The organism is Pyxidicoccus caerfyrddinensis, from assembly GCF_010894405.1.
Lineage (GTDB): Bacteria > Myxococcota > Myxococcia > Myxococcales > Myxococcaceae > Myxococcus > Myxococcus caerfyrddinensis.
Genome location: NZ_JAAIYA010000002.1, coordinates 346,886 through 362,152 on the forward strand (window position 1 = coordinate 346,886; position 15,267 = coordinate 362,152).

Sequence of the window (15,267 nt, forward strand, 5' to 3'; positions counted from 1 at the left end):
CGTTCAGTATGCGTATTCCCGCCGCCTCCTCCGTCGCCCTGCTGGCGCTCGCGCTGTGGGTCCACCCCGCGTGGGCCCAGGAGCAGGGCGGACTGGGCCTGGACCTCAGCAGCGACACCTCGACGCAGGAGCAGCCGCCGGGCGACATGGGGCTGGACCTGCGCGCCGACGACCCGAAGACGGAGCTGATGCCGCGCTTCGTGCTGCTGGGGCTGGACACGCCCGAGCGGGCCGGCGCGCAGCAGTCGGCCGTCTGGCTGAAGGCGCTGGCGCGCGGGGCCATGTCCTCCGGCATGGTGACGCTGGGGGCCAACCTCCAGGATGCGCGCGAGCGGCTGGCGGACGGCTACGACGCGGCGGTGCGCTGCACGGAGGCCGCGTGCCTTTCGGAGCCGGCCGAGTCGCTGGACGCGGACCTGCTCACCACCGCGCGCCTGTCCCTGGAGGACGCGGGCTGGACGCTGCGGGCGTGGACGTATGACCGCGACCGGCGTGTGGTGCATGAGGACGTGGTGACGGGGCGCAACCCCAAGGACGCCGCCTTCCAGAAGGAGGCCACCACCAAGCTGTCCAACCGGATGATGGCCCTGGCCCGGCCGCGCGCGGTGCTGAAGGTGAGCGTCAACGTGTCGACGGCGGTGGTGAAGGTGGGCGAGCGCATCCTCGGCGTGGGCAGCGTGGAGGCGCGCCTGCCGCCGGGCACCGCGCAGCTCGAGGTGTCCGCGGACGAGTACAGCACCTTCACCCGGACGCTGAACCTCAAGCCCGGCGCGCGCGAAGAGGTGGAGGTGCGGCTGGAAATCTCCGGCCCTGCGCCGGAAGGCCCCGGCGACGACGCGGTGGCGAGGGCCTCCGGTCGGAGCGGCGGCGGCGCTTCCGTCTTCAAGCGGCCGGCGCTCTACACCGCGCTGGTGGGCCTGGCGGCGGTGGGCGTGGGCATGGTGATGGGCAAGAGCGCCAAGGACGTGGAGGCTCGGGCGGGCGACGCGGACGGGGACGGCATCTACGACGTGAGCCGCAAGGAGCGGCTGGACGCGCAGTCGCAGGCCAACCTCGCCACGGCGCTCATCGTCGGCGGCGGCGTGGTGACCGCGGGCAGCGTGGTGTGGCTGGTGGTGGTGCCCGCGCGCAGTGCCCCTTCTTCTTCCTCGCTGGAGCCGGGTGGGCGTGGCGGCGCCGCGTCCTCCACGGCGCTCCACCTCGTCGTCGGCGGGAGCTTCTGAGCCTCTTATGAAGACCTTCAATCCCTGGCTGCGCGCGCTCTGCGCCCTGCTGCTCCTGTCCGGTGCGGCGGGCTGCAAGGTGGAGTTCCCCAACGACGTGCCCTACACCTGCGACGCGGACGCGGACTGTGGCGGCGACGGCTACCTGTGCACGGCGCTGCCCAACGACGGGCCGAAGTACTGCTGCCTCCCCGAGGAGGGCGAGCGCTGCAACAACGTGGACGACGACTGCGACGGCGCCGTCGATGAGCTGGACACGCCCTGCTACACGGGCCCGGCGGGCACCAGCGGCGTGGGGACGTGCAAGCCCGGCCAGTCCGTGTGTGACCGCAACGGCGCCATCATCTGCGTCAACCAGGTGGTCCCGCGCAACGAGGAGTGCAACGGCAAGGACGATGACTGTGACGGCAGCAGCGACGAGGACTTCGACCTGCAGACGGACCCCGGCTACTGCGGCCGCTGCGAGACGGCCTGCACCCTCCTGCAGAACTGCGTGAATGGCGAGTGCGTCCGGCGCGGCGAGCTGGACTGCGGCAACGGCGTGGACGACAACAACGACGGCCCGGCCGACTGCGCGGACCGCGACGACTGCGACAACCAGGCGTGCGGCGAGGGCTGCGTGTGCCGCAACGGCCGGAAGACCGAGGCCAACTGCGGCGCCGGTGGCGACGAGGACAACGACGGGCTCACCGACTGCGCGGACCGCGACGACTGCGACAACAAGGCCTGCGGCACGGGCTGCGCGTGCGTGAATGGCCGCAAGGAGGAGACGGAGTGCGGCAATCAGACCGCGCAGAGCGCTCCCATCGACGATGACGGCGACGGTTCCGCCAACTGCGTGGACTCGGACTGCGACCGGCAGTCGTGCGGCGACGGGAAGATCTGCCAGGTCAATGCGTGCGTCGAGGGTGACTGCGCCAACGGCGTGGACGACGACGCGAAGAACGGCATCGACTGCGCGGACACCGCGGCCTGCACCGGCGAGCCCTGCGGCCAGGGCTGCACGTGCGGCGGCGGCAAGCGGACGGAGACGGACTGCACCGACGGCATCAGCAATGACGGCGACCCGGAAATCGACTGCGCGGACCCGGACTGCAACACCAAGGTGTGCGTGGCCGGCGAGTCGAACACCGCCTGCGTGTACTCCGCCACGACGCCCCGGTGCGCGGAGACCAACTGCCGCGACACCCGCGACAACGACGGCGCCGACGGCGCCGACTGCGCCGACCGTCTGGACTGCGACTACACCATCATCGTGCAGCCCTCGGGTCAGGTGCCCTCGCAGATGTGCATCGGTGGCTCGGCGCAGGAGACCAACTGCTCCAACAACGCGGACGACGACGGCGACGGGAAGATTGACTGCGCCGCCGGCAACTCGGACGAGAACTGCGTGAGCGGCGAGTGCGGCCTCGGCTGCAATCTGACCAACTGCGTCCGCAGGGAGACCCTCTGCGGCGATGGCCGGGACAACGACGGCAACAACGGCACCGACTGCGCGGACACCGCGGACTGCGACAACCAGTCTTGCGGCACCGGGTGCGTCTGCGCCGCCGGCGGCAAGAAGGAGACCCTCTGCGCCGACCGCGTCGACAACGACGGCAACAACGGCACCGACTGCGCGGACAGCGCGGACTGCCCGCAGGGCACCGCTTGCACGCGCAGCAACGGCGCGGCGGGCACGTGCCAGCCCAACAAGTCGTGTGGGTGACCGTCTGACGCGCGGCGGGGTCCTCTCCCGAGGCCCCACCGCGCACCCCCGCTGCCCACCCTGTTTCGACTTCCGAGCCCCCGCGTCGTGAATCCGTCACTCCCGCACTGTTCGTTGGCCGTCAGTCACCGGTGGGCGGACGCGGCCCCGGCATGGCGACTGGCGAACAGCCCCGGCGGGACGGGTGGGTGTTCCTCCGAGGGCGTTCCCTCGGAAACTCGCCGCATGAGGCATCGCGAATTCTCACAGCCCGACAAGTTCGCCGTCCCTGGGAAGACAGACTGTCGTGAGAGGGTTGCCGTTGGACCCGATCATGGAAAGTTCTTCCCATCATGGGCTCCGATGACCTCTTCGCACAGACCGTCCTGTCTACCGCCGGGGGCGCCGTGGCTGGCGTCGTGAACCGGTCCGACGTGGAGCTGCGGGAAGGCTCCACGCTCGGGAACTACCAGCTCGAGCGACTCCTCGGAGAGGGGTCCATGGGCAAGGTGTTCCAGGCGCGCCATGTGCGGCTGGGACGCCAGGTGGCGCTCAAGGTGCTCAAGGCCGAGCACGCGCGGGACAGCAGCTTCGTGCAGCGCTTCTTCCAGGAGGCGCGCACCGTCAATCAAATCAACCACGAGCACATCGTCGAAATCTTCGACTTCGTGGACGAGGGCGCGGGCGGGCACGTCTACTGCGTGATGGAGCTGCTGCGCGGGCAGAGCCTGTCGTCGCTCGCCCTGGAGGAGAAGCTGACGCTCGCGCGCATCCAGCGCATCGTCGTGCAGGTGTGCGCGGCGCTGGGCGCGGCGCACCAGGTGGGGGTGGTGCACCGGGACATCAAGCCGGACAACCTCTTCATCATCCACCGCGCGGGCCAGCCGGACTTCGTGAAGGTGCTGGACTTCGGCGTGGCGAAGCTCCTCACGGCCGAGGGCAACACCACGGGGACGATGGACGGCACCATCATCGGCACGCCCGCGTACATGGCGCCGGAGCAGGCCGCGGGCCTGCAGGTGGACCCGCGCGCGGACGTCTACGCGGTGGGCAACATCCTCTACGAGCTGCTCTCCGGGCGGCCTCCCTTCCAGGCTCCGGCCTTCGGCCAGCTGGTGGTGCAGATCATCACCCAGCCGCCGCCGTCGCTGCCCACGCACCTGCCTTCCGGCGAGCCGCTGCCGGCGCAGCTGTCCGCGCTGGTGATGCGCTGCCTGGCGAAGGAGCCGGAGGCGCGGCCGCAGAGCCTGGCGGAGGTGACCACGGCGCTGTTGCTGCTGCCCACGACGCCCGCGCAGCTGGCGGCCGCCGCCGAGGCGGTGGACCTCTCTGAGCGGCCCACGCAGCGGATGCGCGCGGCGGTGGGGCGTCTGCCTCCCCGCGTGGCGCTGGCCGCGGGCGCGGCGGTGCTGGCGCTGGTGTCCGGCGTGCTCACCTGGTCCGGGCTCCGGTTCGCGCGCGAGCCCTCGCCCACTCCGCTGATGGTGGGAGCGACGGCGATGGTGGCGGCGGCGGACACGACGCCCCCGGCCGCGGCGCACGGGCCCGTCACCCTCACGGTGCGCTCGTTCCCGGAAGGGGCGCAGGTGCTGCGCGCGGACACGGGTGAGGTGCTGGGCGTCACGCCGCTCATCAAGGAGTTCCCGGGGAGCAACGCGCCCATCGGCCTGCGGGTGGAGCTGGCCGGCTATGTCCCGCTGGAGCGGGTGGTGCGGCTGGACCAGCACGCGGAGCTGGTGGTGCCGCTCGCCAAGGCCCAGACGGCGCCGCGGCACACGCCGGGCTCCTCGCGGCCGGCGCCTCGGAAGGGAGGGGTGCGCGATGCGGTCATCGACCCGTTCGCCGCCCCGTAGCCGGCTGTCGCTGCTCCTGCTGGGACTGCTGCTGCTGGGGGCGCCGTCGTCCGCGTGGGCGGAGGAGCCCGCGGCGGTGTCGCCCGAGGTGGAGGAGCAGGCGCGCGCGCGCTTCGCGGAGGGCAACCTCGCGTATGACGTGGGCGACTTCGGCAAGGCGCTGAAGTCCTTCAGCGAGGCGTACCGGCTCAAGCCGCTGCCGGGCTTCCTCTTCAACATGGCGCAGTGCCACCGGCAGCTCGGCCAGTTCTCCCGCGCGGCCTTCTTCTACCGGCGCTACCTGTCGCTGATGCCGGACACGGCGTCCGCACCCGTGGTGCGCGAGCTGGTGCAGGAGATGGAGGCCCGCGCCCGCGAGCAGGAGGCGCGGCGGCTGGAGCGCGAGCGCGCCGAGCAGGACAAGCAGGTGCAACACGCTCGCGCGGAAGCGGCGAACGCCGAGGCCGAGGCCGCCGCCCGCCGCCGCGCGGAGCTGGAGGCCGAGCAGCGCGCGCTGGAGGTGCGCACCGCGCAGTCGCTCACCGGACCCGGGCCGCGGGGTCAGGCCCAGGGGGGCGCGAAGTGGACGCGCAAGTGGTGGGTGTGGGCCGGGGCGGGCGCGGCGGCGGCGCTCGTCACCACCGGCGTCATCCTGGCGACCAGCGGTCCGGACGCGCGACCCACCTCGCTGGGTAGTGTGGGGCGTCCCCGGTAGGCCCACCTCGCCGGGCGGCGTGAGGCGTTCGGCCAGGCCCGCTCCTACGGGTACGGCTCGGGGTCCGACGTCGGGGCTTCAGCGGGGCGCGACGGCCTGCGCCAGGACCTGCGCGGCGATGCGGCCGATGCGCTCGTTGAAGCCCTCCGCGTCATGGAAGGTGAGGCGCACGTCTCCCACCTGGAGCTGAAGGCCCGGGCGGAGGACGACAGGTTGCTCCGGCTCCAGCGATACGCCCTCCAGCGACACGGGGCGCGAGCCGGGCAGGCGCGTCACCTGCCACTGCCCGTCCGGCGTGGGGGCCAGGACGAGCTGCTCGCGGGACACCGTGGCGTCGTTGACGACCATGGCGTTGTGCGAGGAGCGCCCCAGGCCGATGGGGCCCCGCTCGGCCATGGCCACCAGCTCGAAGCACATGGCGTCCCCGGCAGGCAGGCAGTCGCGGAGGTCCGTCAGCGGCAGCCGCGTGGCGGCCACGTTGCCTTCCACCGTCTCAGGGACGTTCCAGGCGCCTGCCTCCCACACCAGCCACGGGTGTGGGTACTTGGCGCGAAACCTTTCCTTCAGTGCCATGTGCTGACGCACGAGCAGCGAGAGCAACAGAGCGCGGGCCATGAGGACTGCATAACCTCCCTCAGGGCGGCGTGCGGCACAAGGCGCAACAGGTTGTCCACGGGTCCACGAATGGGCGGAAGCGGGCCCGGGGACCCCCACTCGCGCGCGAGCCGGGGCCTGTAGTACACCTACCCCCACATGCTGTCGCAGGTCCCATGCGGCGCCTGCTGATCGCCCCTCCGTCAAGGCCCCCCAGCCTCCTGGAAACGTGATGCGCCGTCTGTCCGCCGTCCTGCTGTGCGCGGCCCTGTGGGCCGCCTGTGATGATTCCCCGGCTTCCGGAACCCCGCCGCCCCCGCCCTTCACCCAGACGTTCCCCGACGGAGGGACGGTGGACGCCGGGCCCCAGGAGCCCTCGGCGTGCCAGCGCGACACGGTGGTGCACGGCGCGCCCATGTCGCTCCTGTCGCAGCTGCAGTTGGAGATGAGCCGCGCGACGACGGGCGAGGCGCGCGTGGCGGCCATCGACCGCTTCGTGGCGGCGGTGGCCGAGCAGGGCGGCGCGCCGCTGGTGAATGACACCCGCTCCATCCGTCCCCGGGTGGCCTTCTTCGTGCGCGGCGACGCCGGGCGGGACACCTTCGTGGCGGGCGCCTTCAACGAGTGGTCCGCCACCGCCACGCCGCTGGTGCAGGTGCGGGACACGGACCTGTACGTGGCGGAGGTGGACATCCCCCGCACCGGCCCGCAGCCGTACAAGCTGGTGAAGGCCGGCAACTACTTCCAGGACCCGGCCGCGCACCACGTGGTGTGGGACGGCCTCAACCGCAACGACGTGGGGCAGTTCAACTCGCTGGTGTACCCGGGCCTGCAGGACACGACGAAGGGCCGGCTCACCGCGTGGTACGGAGTGCACGCCACCGCGCTGAACGATGCGCGCGACGTCTTCGTCTACACGCCCGCCGCCTACGACGGGGAGGACTGCCCGGCGCTGCCCGTCATGTACTTCCACGACGGCAACGAGAGCCTCACCCGCGAGTCCTTCGCGGACGCCGCGGACGCCTGGTACGCGGCGCACCCGGGGGACTCGGCGGTGCTCGTCTTCGTGGCGCTGCCCAACCAGAACGTGCGCCTGGCGCAGTACACCTTCCCCCCGAAGAAGGACCCGAACTGGCCCACGCCGCTGGGCAACGAGTACCTGGGCTTCCTGCGCGACGACCTGATGCCCCGCGTGGAGGCGGCCTTCCGGGTGAAGACAGGGCCGCAGGACACGGGCATCGCCGGGGCGTCGCTGGGCGGGCTCATCTCGGCGTACGCGGGCTTCCAGATGCCCGAGCGCTTCGGCTTCGTGGGCTGCCAGTCCGGCTCGCTCTTCTGGCCGCATGACGGGCAGGTGGACCGGGACGACGGCAACGCGATGATTGTCCGCGCGGGGCAGGACCCGGTGGTGGCGCTGCGCTTCTACGTGGACCACGGCTCGCCCACGGCGGGCTGCACCCGCGACGACGAGCCGGGCGGCGACGACTGCCAGTCCAGCCTCCAGTTCGTCGCGGCGCTCAAGGCCAAGGGCTACACCGTGGCCCACTGGAACGAGCCGGGCGCCGCGCACGACTGGTCCTTCTGGAAGAAGCGCCTGCCGAAGCTGCTGTGCTCCTTCCGCAACGCGGACCCGAAGGTGTGCGGCCTCTAGGCTGCTAACGCCTCACAGCTTCGCGGCGATGGCCCGGGCCAGCCGGCCCGGTGCCCCCGCGTCGAGCGAGAGGAAGAGGCGCGGCTCCGTCACCTCCACCTCCTGGAGCCGCGTGTGGCCGGCGTTGTCGGTGGCCACGTCCACGCGCGCGTAGAGCAAGGGCTGGCCGATGGCCTCCAGCACGGACTCCGTCAGCCGCGACTCGGTCGGGTTGTCGGGCGTGAAGGTGCGGGGCTCGGAGAAGCCGCGTGGCGCGCCCTGCAGCGTGGGCGGCCGGTGCACCGCGTGGCTGAAGGCCCCGTCGAAGTAGATGTAGCTGCGCTCGCCCTCCGTCTCGAAGGCGGTGAGGTAGGGCTGCACCATGACCTCGCACTCGGCGGCCAACTCGGTGACGCGGGCGGTGGCCTCCTTCGCGTCCGAGCGGGGGAAGACGTACGTCTTCAGCGCGCCCGCGGACACGGCGGGCTTGAGCACCACCGCGTCCCAGCCGCGCTCACGGGTCAGCGCGCCCACGTCCAGGCTGCCGCCGCGCTCCACCCAGACGGTGGGCGTCACCGGGACGCCCTTCGCCTCCAGCTCGCGCAGGTACAGCTTGTGCGTGTTCCAGCGCAGGACGTCGGCCGGGTTGTAGAGGCGGGTGAGGCGGCCCACGCGCTCGGCCCAGGCGACGAACTCGTCGCGCCGCAGGTGCGCGTCCCACGTGTAGCGGACCACGGCCACGCGCACGGTGCGCCAGTCCACGGCCGGGTCGTCCCAGACGACGGGGCGCGCGTCCACGCCCAGGTCCGCCAGCGCGGGCAGCAGCGGGGAGTCGAACGCGTCGAGCTGGGGCAGGCCGGAGTAGGTGAGGACGGCGACGTCCAAGGTGCGGGCTCCTGGTGGGGAATCGGCGGCGCCTTGATAGCGCGGACGGCGCGGGGGGCGCAGCGGTTTGCGCGCCTGCCCGCCCGCTCCTACCCGAGGGCCCGAGGACGGCGGACGTCAGGCCCGTGCGGTGAGTTTGCGGCTGGTGGGCACGTGGTCCGCCTCCTCCTGCGCCGCCACCGCGCGGCGCGCCTGCTCCTGCGCTTCGCGCGCCGCCTGCGCCATCAGCGCCTGCCCGCGGGGGAAGGGTGCAGCCGCGCCTTCCAGGGCAAGCAACTGCGAGCGCAGCTCCGCGCCGGTGGCGGTGCGGCGCGCCGGGTCCCTCTCCAGGAGGCGCATCACCACCGCGTCCAGCGCCGCGGGCACCTCCGGGTTGAGGCGCGAGGGCGGCTCCACCTGCTGGTCCACCGCCGCGCGGAGCAGCAGCTCATCCGTGGCGGCGTGCAGTGCGCGTCGTCCGGTGAGCGCTTCATAGAGGGTGAGCCCGAGCGCGAAGAGGTCCGCGCGCCCGTCGAAGGGCCGGCCCATGGCCTGCTCCGGGGCCATGTACCCCAGCTTGCCGCGCACGCTGCCGGCCATGGTGAGCTGCGCGCGCGCCGCGCCCCGGGCGATGCCGAAGTCCGACAGCTTCACATCGCCGAAGCGCGACACCAGCACGTTGGGCGGGTTGAGGTCGCGGTGCACCAGGTGCAGCGGCTGGCCGTCCGGGCCCGTCTTCCGGTGGAGGTAGTCCAGCGCGGACGCCAGCTCCGCGGCGACGTACGTGGCGGCCGCCAGTGGCAGCGGCTTGCGCCCCAGCGCCTTGGAGAGGCTGCTCAGCGGCAGCCCGTCCACGAACTCCATGGCGAGGAAGTAGGTGCCGCCGTGGCGGCCCAGGTCGAACACCTGGACGATGTTGGGGTGGTTGAGCGAGGAGCACAGCTCCGCCTCGTGGCGGAAGAGGGTGACGAACTCCTCGTTGTCCGTGAAGGCCGGGAGGATGCGCTTGAGGGCCACCGCCTTCTGGAAGCCGCCCTCGGGGCAGTAGGTGGCGCGGTACACCTCCGCCATGCCGCCCGCGCCAATGCGCTCATGCAGCACGTACTTGCCCATGACCTCCTGCTCGCGCAGGGCGGACAGCGCGCCCCGGGTGAGCTGGAGGAAGTGGCGCGCGAGGATGGCGGTGAAGACGCCGGCTGCGACGAAGAAGAAGGCGCGCGTGGCGATGAAGCGCGGGGTGAGGGTGATGAGCGTCTCGTCCGGCAGGAGCGGGCGCACGAAGAGGAAGTAGATGCCCAGGTACTCGGCGGCGACGAGGATGCCGGCGGACAGCGCCAGCCGCGGGTTGCTGCGCAGCGTGGCCAGCGTAATCAGCGTGGGCCAGATGACGAGCGTGGGCGCGGTGAGCGCGTAGACGGGCCCCTGGTAGCGCAGGTCGAAGGCCAGCACCACCGCGGGGATGCTCACTTCAATGGCCACGTTGATCCACGGCACCGCCGGGTGGAACACGCCCGAGCGCAGCACCCGCCACAGCACCGTGTAGTAGACGCACAGCACCGCCGACAGCCCCATCAGCGCCTGCGTCAGCCCCCAGCCCAGCGAGGGCCCCAGCGCCGCCGCCACCACCACCGAGGCACCGGACAGGCCCGCCATGAAGCGGGCCACGGACAGCTCCCGACCCTGCGCGTCCCGTCGCAGGTGGCTGTCGAGGAAGCGCGAGACGGGACTCGTCTGGGTGTGCGAGGTCATGGCGAGAGAACTCTATCGGGGTGGGAATGCGGGTGCTGTTGCACCTGGAGTGTGGTGACAACACACTCCAGGCTACATCCGCCCCGTTGCGACTCCAGGGCTCTGGACTCAGTACGTAAGGTGTCGCTGAAATGTTTCACGGGGTACGCTCCGGCGTGCCAAGGACCTGCCACCTTCCCCGTGGCGGTGTCCGCCGGGAGACTCACGAAATGCGAATGTCCCCACGCCTCTTGCTGGCCGCGCTCGGCGCGGTCCTGCTCTTCCACGCCGGATGTTCGGACGACCCTACCTGTAAGGGAGATGGCTGCGGCGTTGCCCCGCCCGTCTGCGGCAACAGCGTGAAGGAGGGAAGCGAGCAGTGCGACGACGGCAACACCACCAGCGGTGACGGTTGCCAGGCGGACTGTACGACGACGCCAACGGGGAGCGCCCAATGTGGAAACGGGCGCGTGGACGGCCTGGAGGTATGCGACGACGGCAACATCGCCGACGGTGATGCCTGCGCCTCGGACTGCTCTTTCGCCACCACCCGCTGCGCCGCCGCGTCCGCGCCGGCGCTTCCGGACGGGGCCACCTGCGCGGTGACGAAGGCCGGCAACGGCGCGCGCCTCTTCACGGGCGTGGTGCTGAAGGACGGCGAGACGCTGCTGGGCGGCCAGGTGCTGGTGGACGCGCAGGGCATCATCCAGTGCTCCGCGTGTGACTGCGCCGCCGCGGCCGGCGCCGCCGAGGCCACGCAGGTGTCGTGCCCGACGGGCGTCATCTCCCCGGGCCTCATCAACCCGCACGACCACATCACCTTCCCCGACAAGCCGTACGTCGGCACGGAAGAGCGCTTCGAGCAGCGCCAGGACTGGCGCCGGGGCCTGGGCGGGCACACCCGGGTGGACAACAACGGCAGCAAGACGGCCAGCGACATCATCGGCTTCCAGGAGCTGCGGCAGCTGATGGCCGGCACCACCTCCGTCGCGGGCGCCGGTGGCGCTCCGGGCCTGCTGCGCAACGTGGACGTCAGCACGGTGGCCCGCCAGGAGGGGCTCGAGGAGGGCTACGCGGACTCGGACACCTTCCCGCTGGGCGACTCCGGGGGTGAGACGCTGACCACGGGCTGCAGCTACCCGGCGCTGCCGTCATCCTCCGGGCTGCCGAAGGTGGCCGCCTACCTGCCGCACATCGCCGAGGGCATCGACGCCCGGGCCATCAACGAGTTCCGCTGCCTGTCCTCGGGCAACTCCGACGTGCTCTTCGCGCGCACGTCCATCATCCACGGCATCGGCCTGACGGCGAAGGAGATGGCCAGCATGGCGGCGCGGGGCACCGGCCTCGTCTGGTCGCCGCGCTCCAACATCGCGCTGTATGGCGACACGGCCATGGTGCCGGCCTTCAAGCACCTGGGCGTGAATATCGCCCTGGGCACCGACTGGATTCAGTCCGGCTCCATGAACCTGCTGCGCGAGCTGAAGTGCGCGGACTACCTCAACGCGACGTATTACGCGAAGACGCTGTCCGACGAGCAGCTGTGGCGCATGGTGACGGCCAACGCCGCGGACGCCACGGACATCTTCGAGAAGGTGGGCCGCATCACCCCGGGCAAGGTGGGCGACCTGTCCATCTTCCGGCTGCGCACCTTCGCCGCCTCGCCGCACCGCGCGGTCATCACCGCCAACCCGGAGGACGTGGTCCTCACGATGCGCGGCGGCAAGGCGCTCTACGGCGACGGCACCCTGGTGGACGGGCTGAAGGGCACGGACACCTGCGACACCCTGGACGTCTGCGGCGCCGCCAAGGCGGTGTGCCTCAAGGGCGAGGTGGGCAAGGACCTGACGGCCCTGAAGGCGGCCAACAGCACCGCCTACCCGCTGTTCGCCTGCAACGGCCCGCCGGAGAACGAGCCGGTGTGCGCGCCCCGCCGGGCCTCCACGGACGACAGGTGGCTGGCGTCCCGTAACAACTCCACCGTCTACACGAGCGAGGTGAAGGCGGACGACAAGGACGGCGACGGCATCGTCGACAGCGCGGACAACTGCCCGACCATCTTCAACCCGGTGCGCCCCATGGACAACGGCGCGCAGGCGGACTCGGACGGGGACCGCGTGGGCGACGCGTGCGACCCGTGCCCGCTGGCGGCCAACGCCACCACCTGCACCATCCCGAACCCCGCGGATGACGACGGCGACGGCGTGGCCACCTGGAAGGACAACTGCCCCTTCCTCACCAACCGCGACCAGGCGGATGGGGACTCGGACGGCAAGGGTGATGCGTGCGACGGCTGCCCCGCGCAGGCCGGCGGCACCTGCGACAAGACGGACCCCTCGGACCCCGACGCCGACGGCGTGCTGACGCCCGGCGACAACTGCGCGTACCTGGCCAACCCGGACCAGGCGGACGTGGACGGCGACGGCCAGGGCAACGCGTGTGACCCGTGCGCCGCGGCGAACCCCGACGGCGCCTCGTGCCCCACCACCATCCAGGAGATGAAGACGCCGGTGAACGGCGCCATTGCGCTGCTCAACACCAAGGTGGCGGTGTCCGACGTCATCGTCACCGCGCTGAACGCCACCGGCACCAGCGGCTACTTCGTCCAGGCCTCGCCGCAGGGCCAGAGCGCGGACTACTCCGGCATCTACGTCTTCGCCCCCAAGGCGGACGTCGCCGTGGGCGACCGGCTGGACATCAGCCAGGCGACGCTGGCGCTGTTCCGCGGCGTGCTGGAGCTGACGAACGTGACGTTCACCAAGCGCAGCGCGGGCAACACGCTGCCGGACCCCGTGGTGGTCCGCACCGAGGAGGTGCGCACCGGCGGGCCTCGTGCCGACAAGCTGGACGGCGTGCTCTTGCAGGTGCGCGACGTCACCCTCACCGGCGCCACCAACAGCTTCGACGAATTCATCGTCGACGAGAACCCGAGCGGCGACGGCGCCACCACGGGCCTCAAGGTGGATGACCAGGCCTTCGACTACCCGTTGCAGGCGCCAGGCACGAAGTACCTCTCCCTGACGGGCGTGCTGACCTTCGGCTTCAACGAGTACAAGCTGCTGCCGCGCAGCGCGCGCGACCTGCGCGTCCCGCTGCCGCCGCTGCCCGCGTTGACGGGCTTCACGGGCGGGGCCTTCATCCGCGTGGGCTCCGCCTCCGGGAACACCTTCCCGGCCGCGCTCACCGTGACGATGGCCTCCACCTTCCCCGAGGACGTCACCGTGGCCGTCAGCTCCAGCGACTCCACGGCGCTGACCGCGGTGAGCGGCGGCGTGGTCATCCCCGCGGGCCAGACGTCCGCGACGGTGAAGCTGAGCCCGGTGGCCCAGGCCGCCGCCGTCACCCTCACGGCCGCGCTGGGTGACTCCACGCAGCAGCACACTGTGCGCGTGCTGGGTGAGAACGAGCAGCCCACGGTGCACCAGCTCACCCCCGCTGCGGTGACGATGGTGCCGGGTGGCACGGCGACGCTGACGGTGGAGCTGGACCGGCCGGCGCCGGCCAACACCACCGTGGCGCTGAGCGTGGACCCGGCGACGGGCTTCGGCACCTTCGGGGTGGCGAACGCGACGCTGGCGGTGGCGACGGATGCCACCCAGGCGACCTTCACCTTCACCGCGGACGCGGACGCCACGGGCACCTCGGGCACGGTGACGGCGACGCTGGGCAGCAGCGGCGCCAGCACCACCGTGACGCTGGACCAGGACGCGCCGCGGCTGGTGTCCGTGGAGGCACTCACGGCGGGCCCGGTGCCCGCCGGTGGCACCCGCGGGTTCCGGGTGACGGTGGACCGGCCGGTGACGGCGGACCCCGCGGTGGCGCTGGCGGCCACGCCGGGCACGGCGGGGACGCACTACGGCTCGGTGCCCGCCACGGTGACGCTGACCACGGGCCAGACGGAGGCCACCTTCACCTTCACCGCCGACGCGGACGGTGGGGGCGCGGGCAAGGTGTCCGCCTCGCTGTTCGGCATCACCCGGCAGGCGGACCTCACGGTGACGCCGCCGCCGCCGAAGCTCGCCACGCTGTCTCCGGAGACGGCGACGGTGATGACGGGCAAGACGTTCACCTTCACGGTGACGCTGGACCGTGCCGCGCAGACGGACGAGACGGACGTGGCGCTGACGCTGGAGCCCGCGGCGGGCGCGGGCTCGGTGCCGGCCACGGTGCGCGTGCCGCGTGACGCCACGACGGCCACCTTCACCTTCACGGCCGCGAACGTGGATGCCCCGGCGCAGGTCGCCCTCAAGGCGAGCTTCGGCGGCGTGGAGAAGACGGCCCAGGTGACGGTGGACGTCCCCGCGGGCGCGGGCCTGGTCATCAACGAGGTGGACTACGACATGCCCGGCGCCGGTGACTCGATGGAGTTCGTGGAGATCTACAACTCGTCCTCCAGGTCTGTGTCGCTGACCAATCTGTTCCTCGTGCTCGTCAACGGCAGCAACATGACGAGCTACCAGAAGGTGGCCCTGTCCGAGGTGCCGGGTGGCGCGCTCGGCGCCGGGGAGTACCTGGTCATCGGCTCCGCCAACGTGGTCGGCCCCCTGGCCGGACGCGCCGGGGTGAAGACGCTGCAGAAGGGCACCACGGACTACATCCAGAACGGTGCTCCGGATGCCGCGGCCATCTACGACTCGGCGCAGGACGCGCTCGTCGACTCCATCTCCTACGAGGGCAACGTGACGCAGGCCACCATCGCCGGCTCGACGAAGAAGTTCGACCTGCGTGAGGGGACGGCGGACACGGCGAAGCTGGAGGACAGCGGCACGGTGGCCGGCTCGCTGTCGCGCGGCGCGGACTCCGCCGACACCAACGTCAACTTCGCGGACTTCCACTTCACCACCAGCATCACCCCGGGAGCGGTCAACGCCATCACCACGCCGCCTCCTCCGGCGCCGTGACGCTGGCGCGGCGTAGGTGCCGCGCGAGCAGGTGAGAGGAATTGAGACGGGCGGCCCCTGTGACTTCAGGGGTCGCCCGTTGCATTTCAGGCCCCC

9 protein-coding genes are annotated in these 15,267 nt (G+C 71.8%); 6 read left to right on the forward strand and 3 right to left on the reverse strand.

All coding sequences use genetic code 11. The annotated features are described in order from the left end of the window. Window positions 1-8 precede the first annotated feature (8 nt). The 4 genes from G4D86_RS05045 (at window position 9) to G4D86_RS05060 (ending at window position 5,457) form a co-directional block, all read left to right on the forward strand. Window positions 9-1,223, forward strand: coding sequence for a PEGA domain-containing protein (locus tag G4D86_RS05045; protein WP_163990031.1), 1,215 nt, complete (start codon window positions 9-11; stop codon window positions 1,221-1,223). Window positions 1,224-1,230: 7 nt separating this feature from the next. After that, window positions 1,231-2,931: a hypothetical protein gene (locus tag G4D86_RS52065; RefSeq protein WP_205519468.1), complete on the forward strand. Its 1,701-nt coding sequence runs from the start codon at window positions 1,231-1,233 to the stop codon at window positions 2,929-2,931. A 332-nt stretch (window positions 2,932-3,263) separates the two neighbouring features. Further along, window positions 3,264-4,763, forward strand: coding sequence for a serine/threonine-protein kinase (locus G4D86_RS05055; protein ID WP_163990033.1), 1,500 nt, complete (start codon window positions 3,264-3,266; stop codon window positions 4,761-4,763). After that, window positions 4,732-5,457: a tetratricopeptide repeat protein gene (locus G4D86_RS05060; RefSeq protein ID WP_240360053.1), complete on the forward strand. Its 726-nt coding sequence runs from the start codon at window positions 4,732-4,734 to the stop codon at window positions 5,455-5,457. The genes G4D86_RS05055 and G4D86_RS05060 overlap by 32 nt, the downstream gene beginning before the upstream one ends. A 78-nt stretch (window positions 5,458-5,535) precedes the next feature. Here G4D86_RS05060 and G4D86_RS05065 read toward each other — a convergent pair whose 3' ends face one another. After that, window positions 5,536-6,072 (reverse strand): FHA domain-containing protein, encoded by a 537-nt coding sequence (locus G4D86_RS05065; protein ID WP_163990035.1) that lies wholly within the window; start codon window positions 6,070-6,072, stop codon window positions 5,536-5,538. Window positions 6,073-6,283: 211 nt separating this feature from the next. Between G4D86_RS05065 and G4D86_RS05070 the strand changes: the two genes are divergently transcribed. Next, the gene (locus G4D86_RS05070; RefSeq protein WP_163990037.1) at window positions 6,284-7,702 is read left to right on the forward strand and encodes an alpha/beta hydrolase; all 1,419 of its coding nucleotides are present in this window, start codon (window positions 6,284-6,286) and stop codon (window positions 7,700-7,702) included. Between the two features lie 12 nt (window positions 7,703-7,714). Here G4D86_RS05070 and G4D86_RS05075 read toward each other — a convergent pair whose 3' ends face one another. Together G4D86_RS05075 and G4D86_RS05080 are read right to left on the reverse strand one after the other, a co-directional pair. Beyond that, complete coding sequence (locus G4D86_RS05075) at window positions 7,715-8,566, reverse strand: ATP-grasp domain-containing protein (protein WP_163990039.1); 852 nt, start codon at window positions 8,564-8,566, stop codon at window positions 7,715-7,717. A 117-nt stretch (window positions 8,567-8,683) separates the two neighbouring features. Beyond that, complete coding sequence (locus G4D86_RS05080; RefSeq protein ID WP_163990041.1) at window positions 8,684-10,294, reverse strand: serine/threonine-protein kinase; 1,611 nt, start codon at window positions 10,292-10,294, stop codon at window positions 8,684-8,686. A gap of 215 nt (window positions 10,295-10,509) precedes the next feature. Between G4D86_RS05080 and G4D86_RS05085 the strand changes: the two genes are divergently transcribed. Then, window positions 10,510-15,171, forward strand: coding sequence for an amidohydrolase family protein (locus tag G4D86_RS05085; RefSeq protein WP_163990043.1), 4,662 nt, complete (start codon window positions 10,510-10,512; stop codon window positions 15,169-15,171). Window positions 15,172-15,267 lie beyond the last annotated feature (96 nt).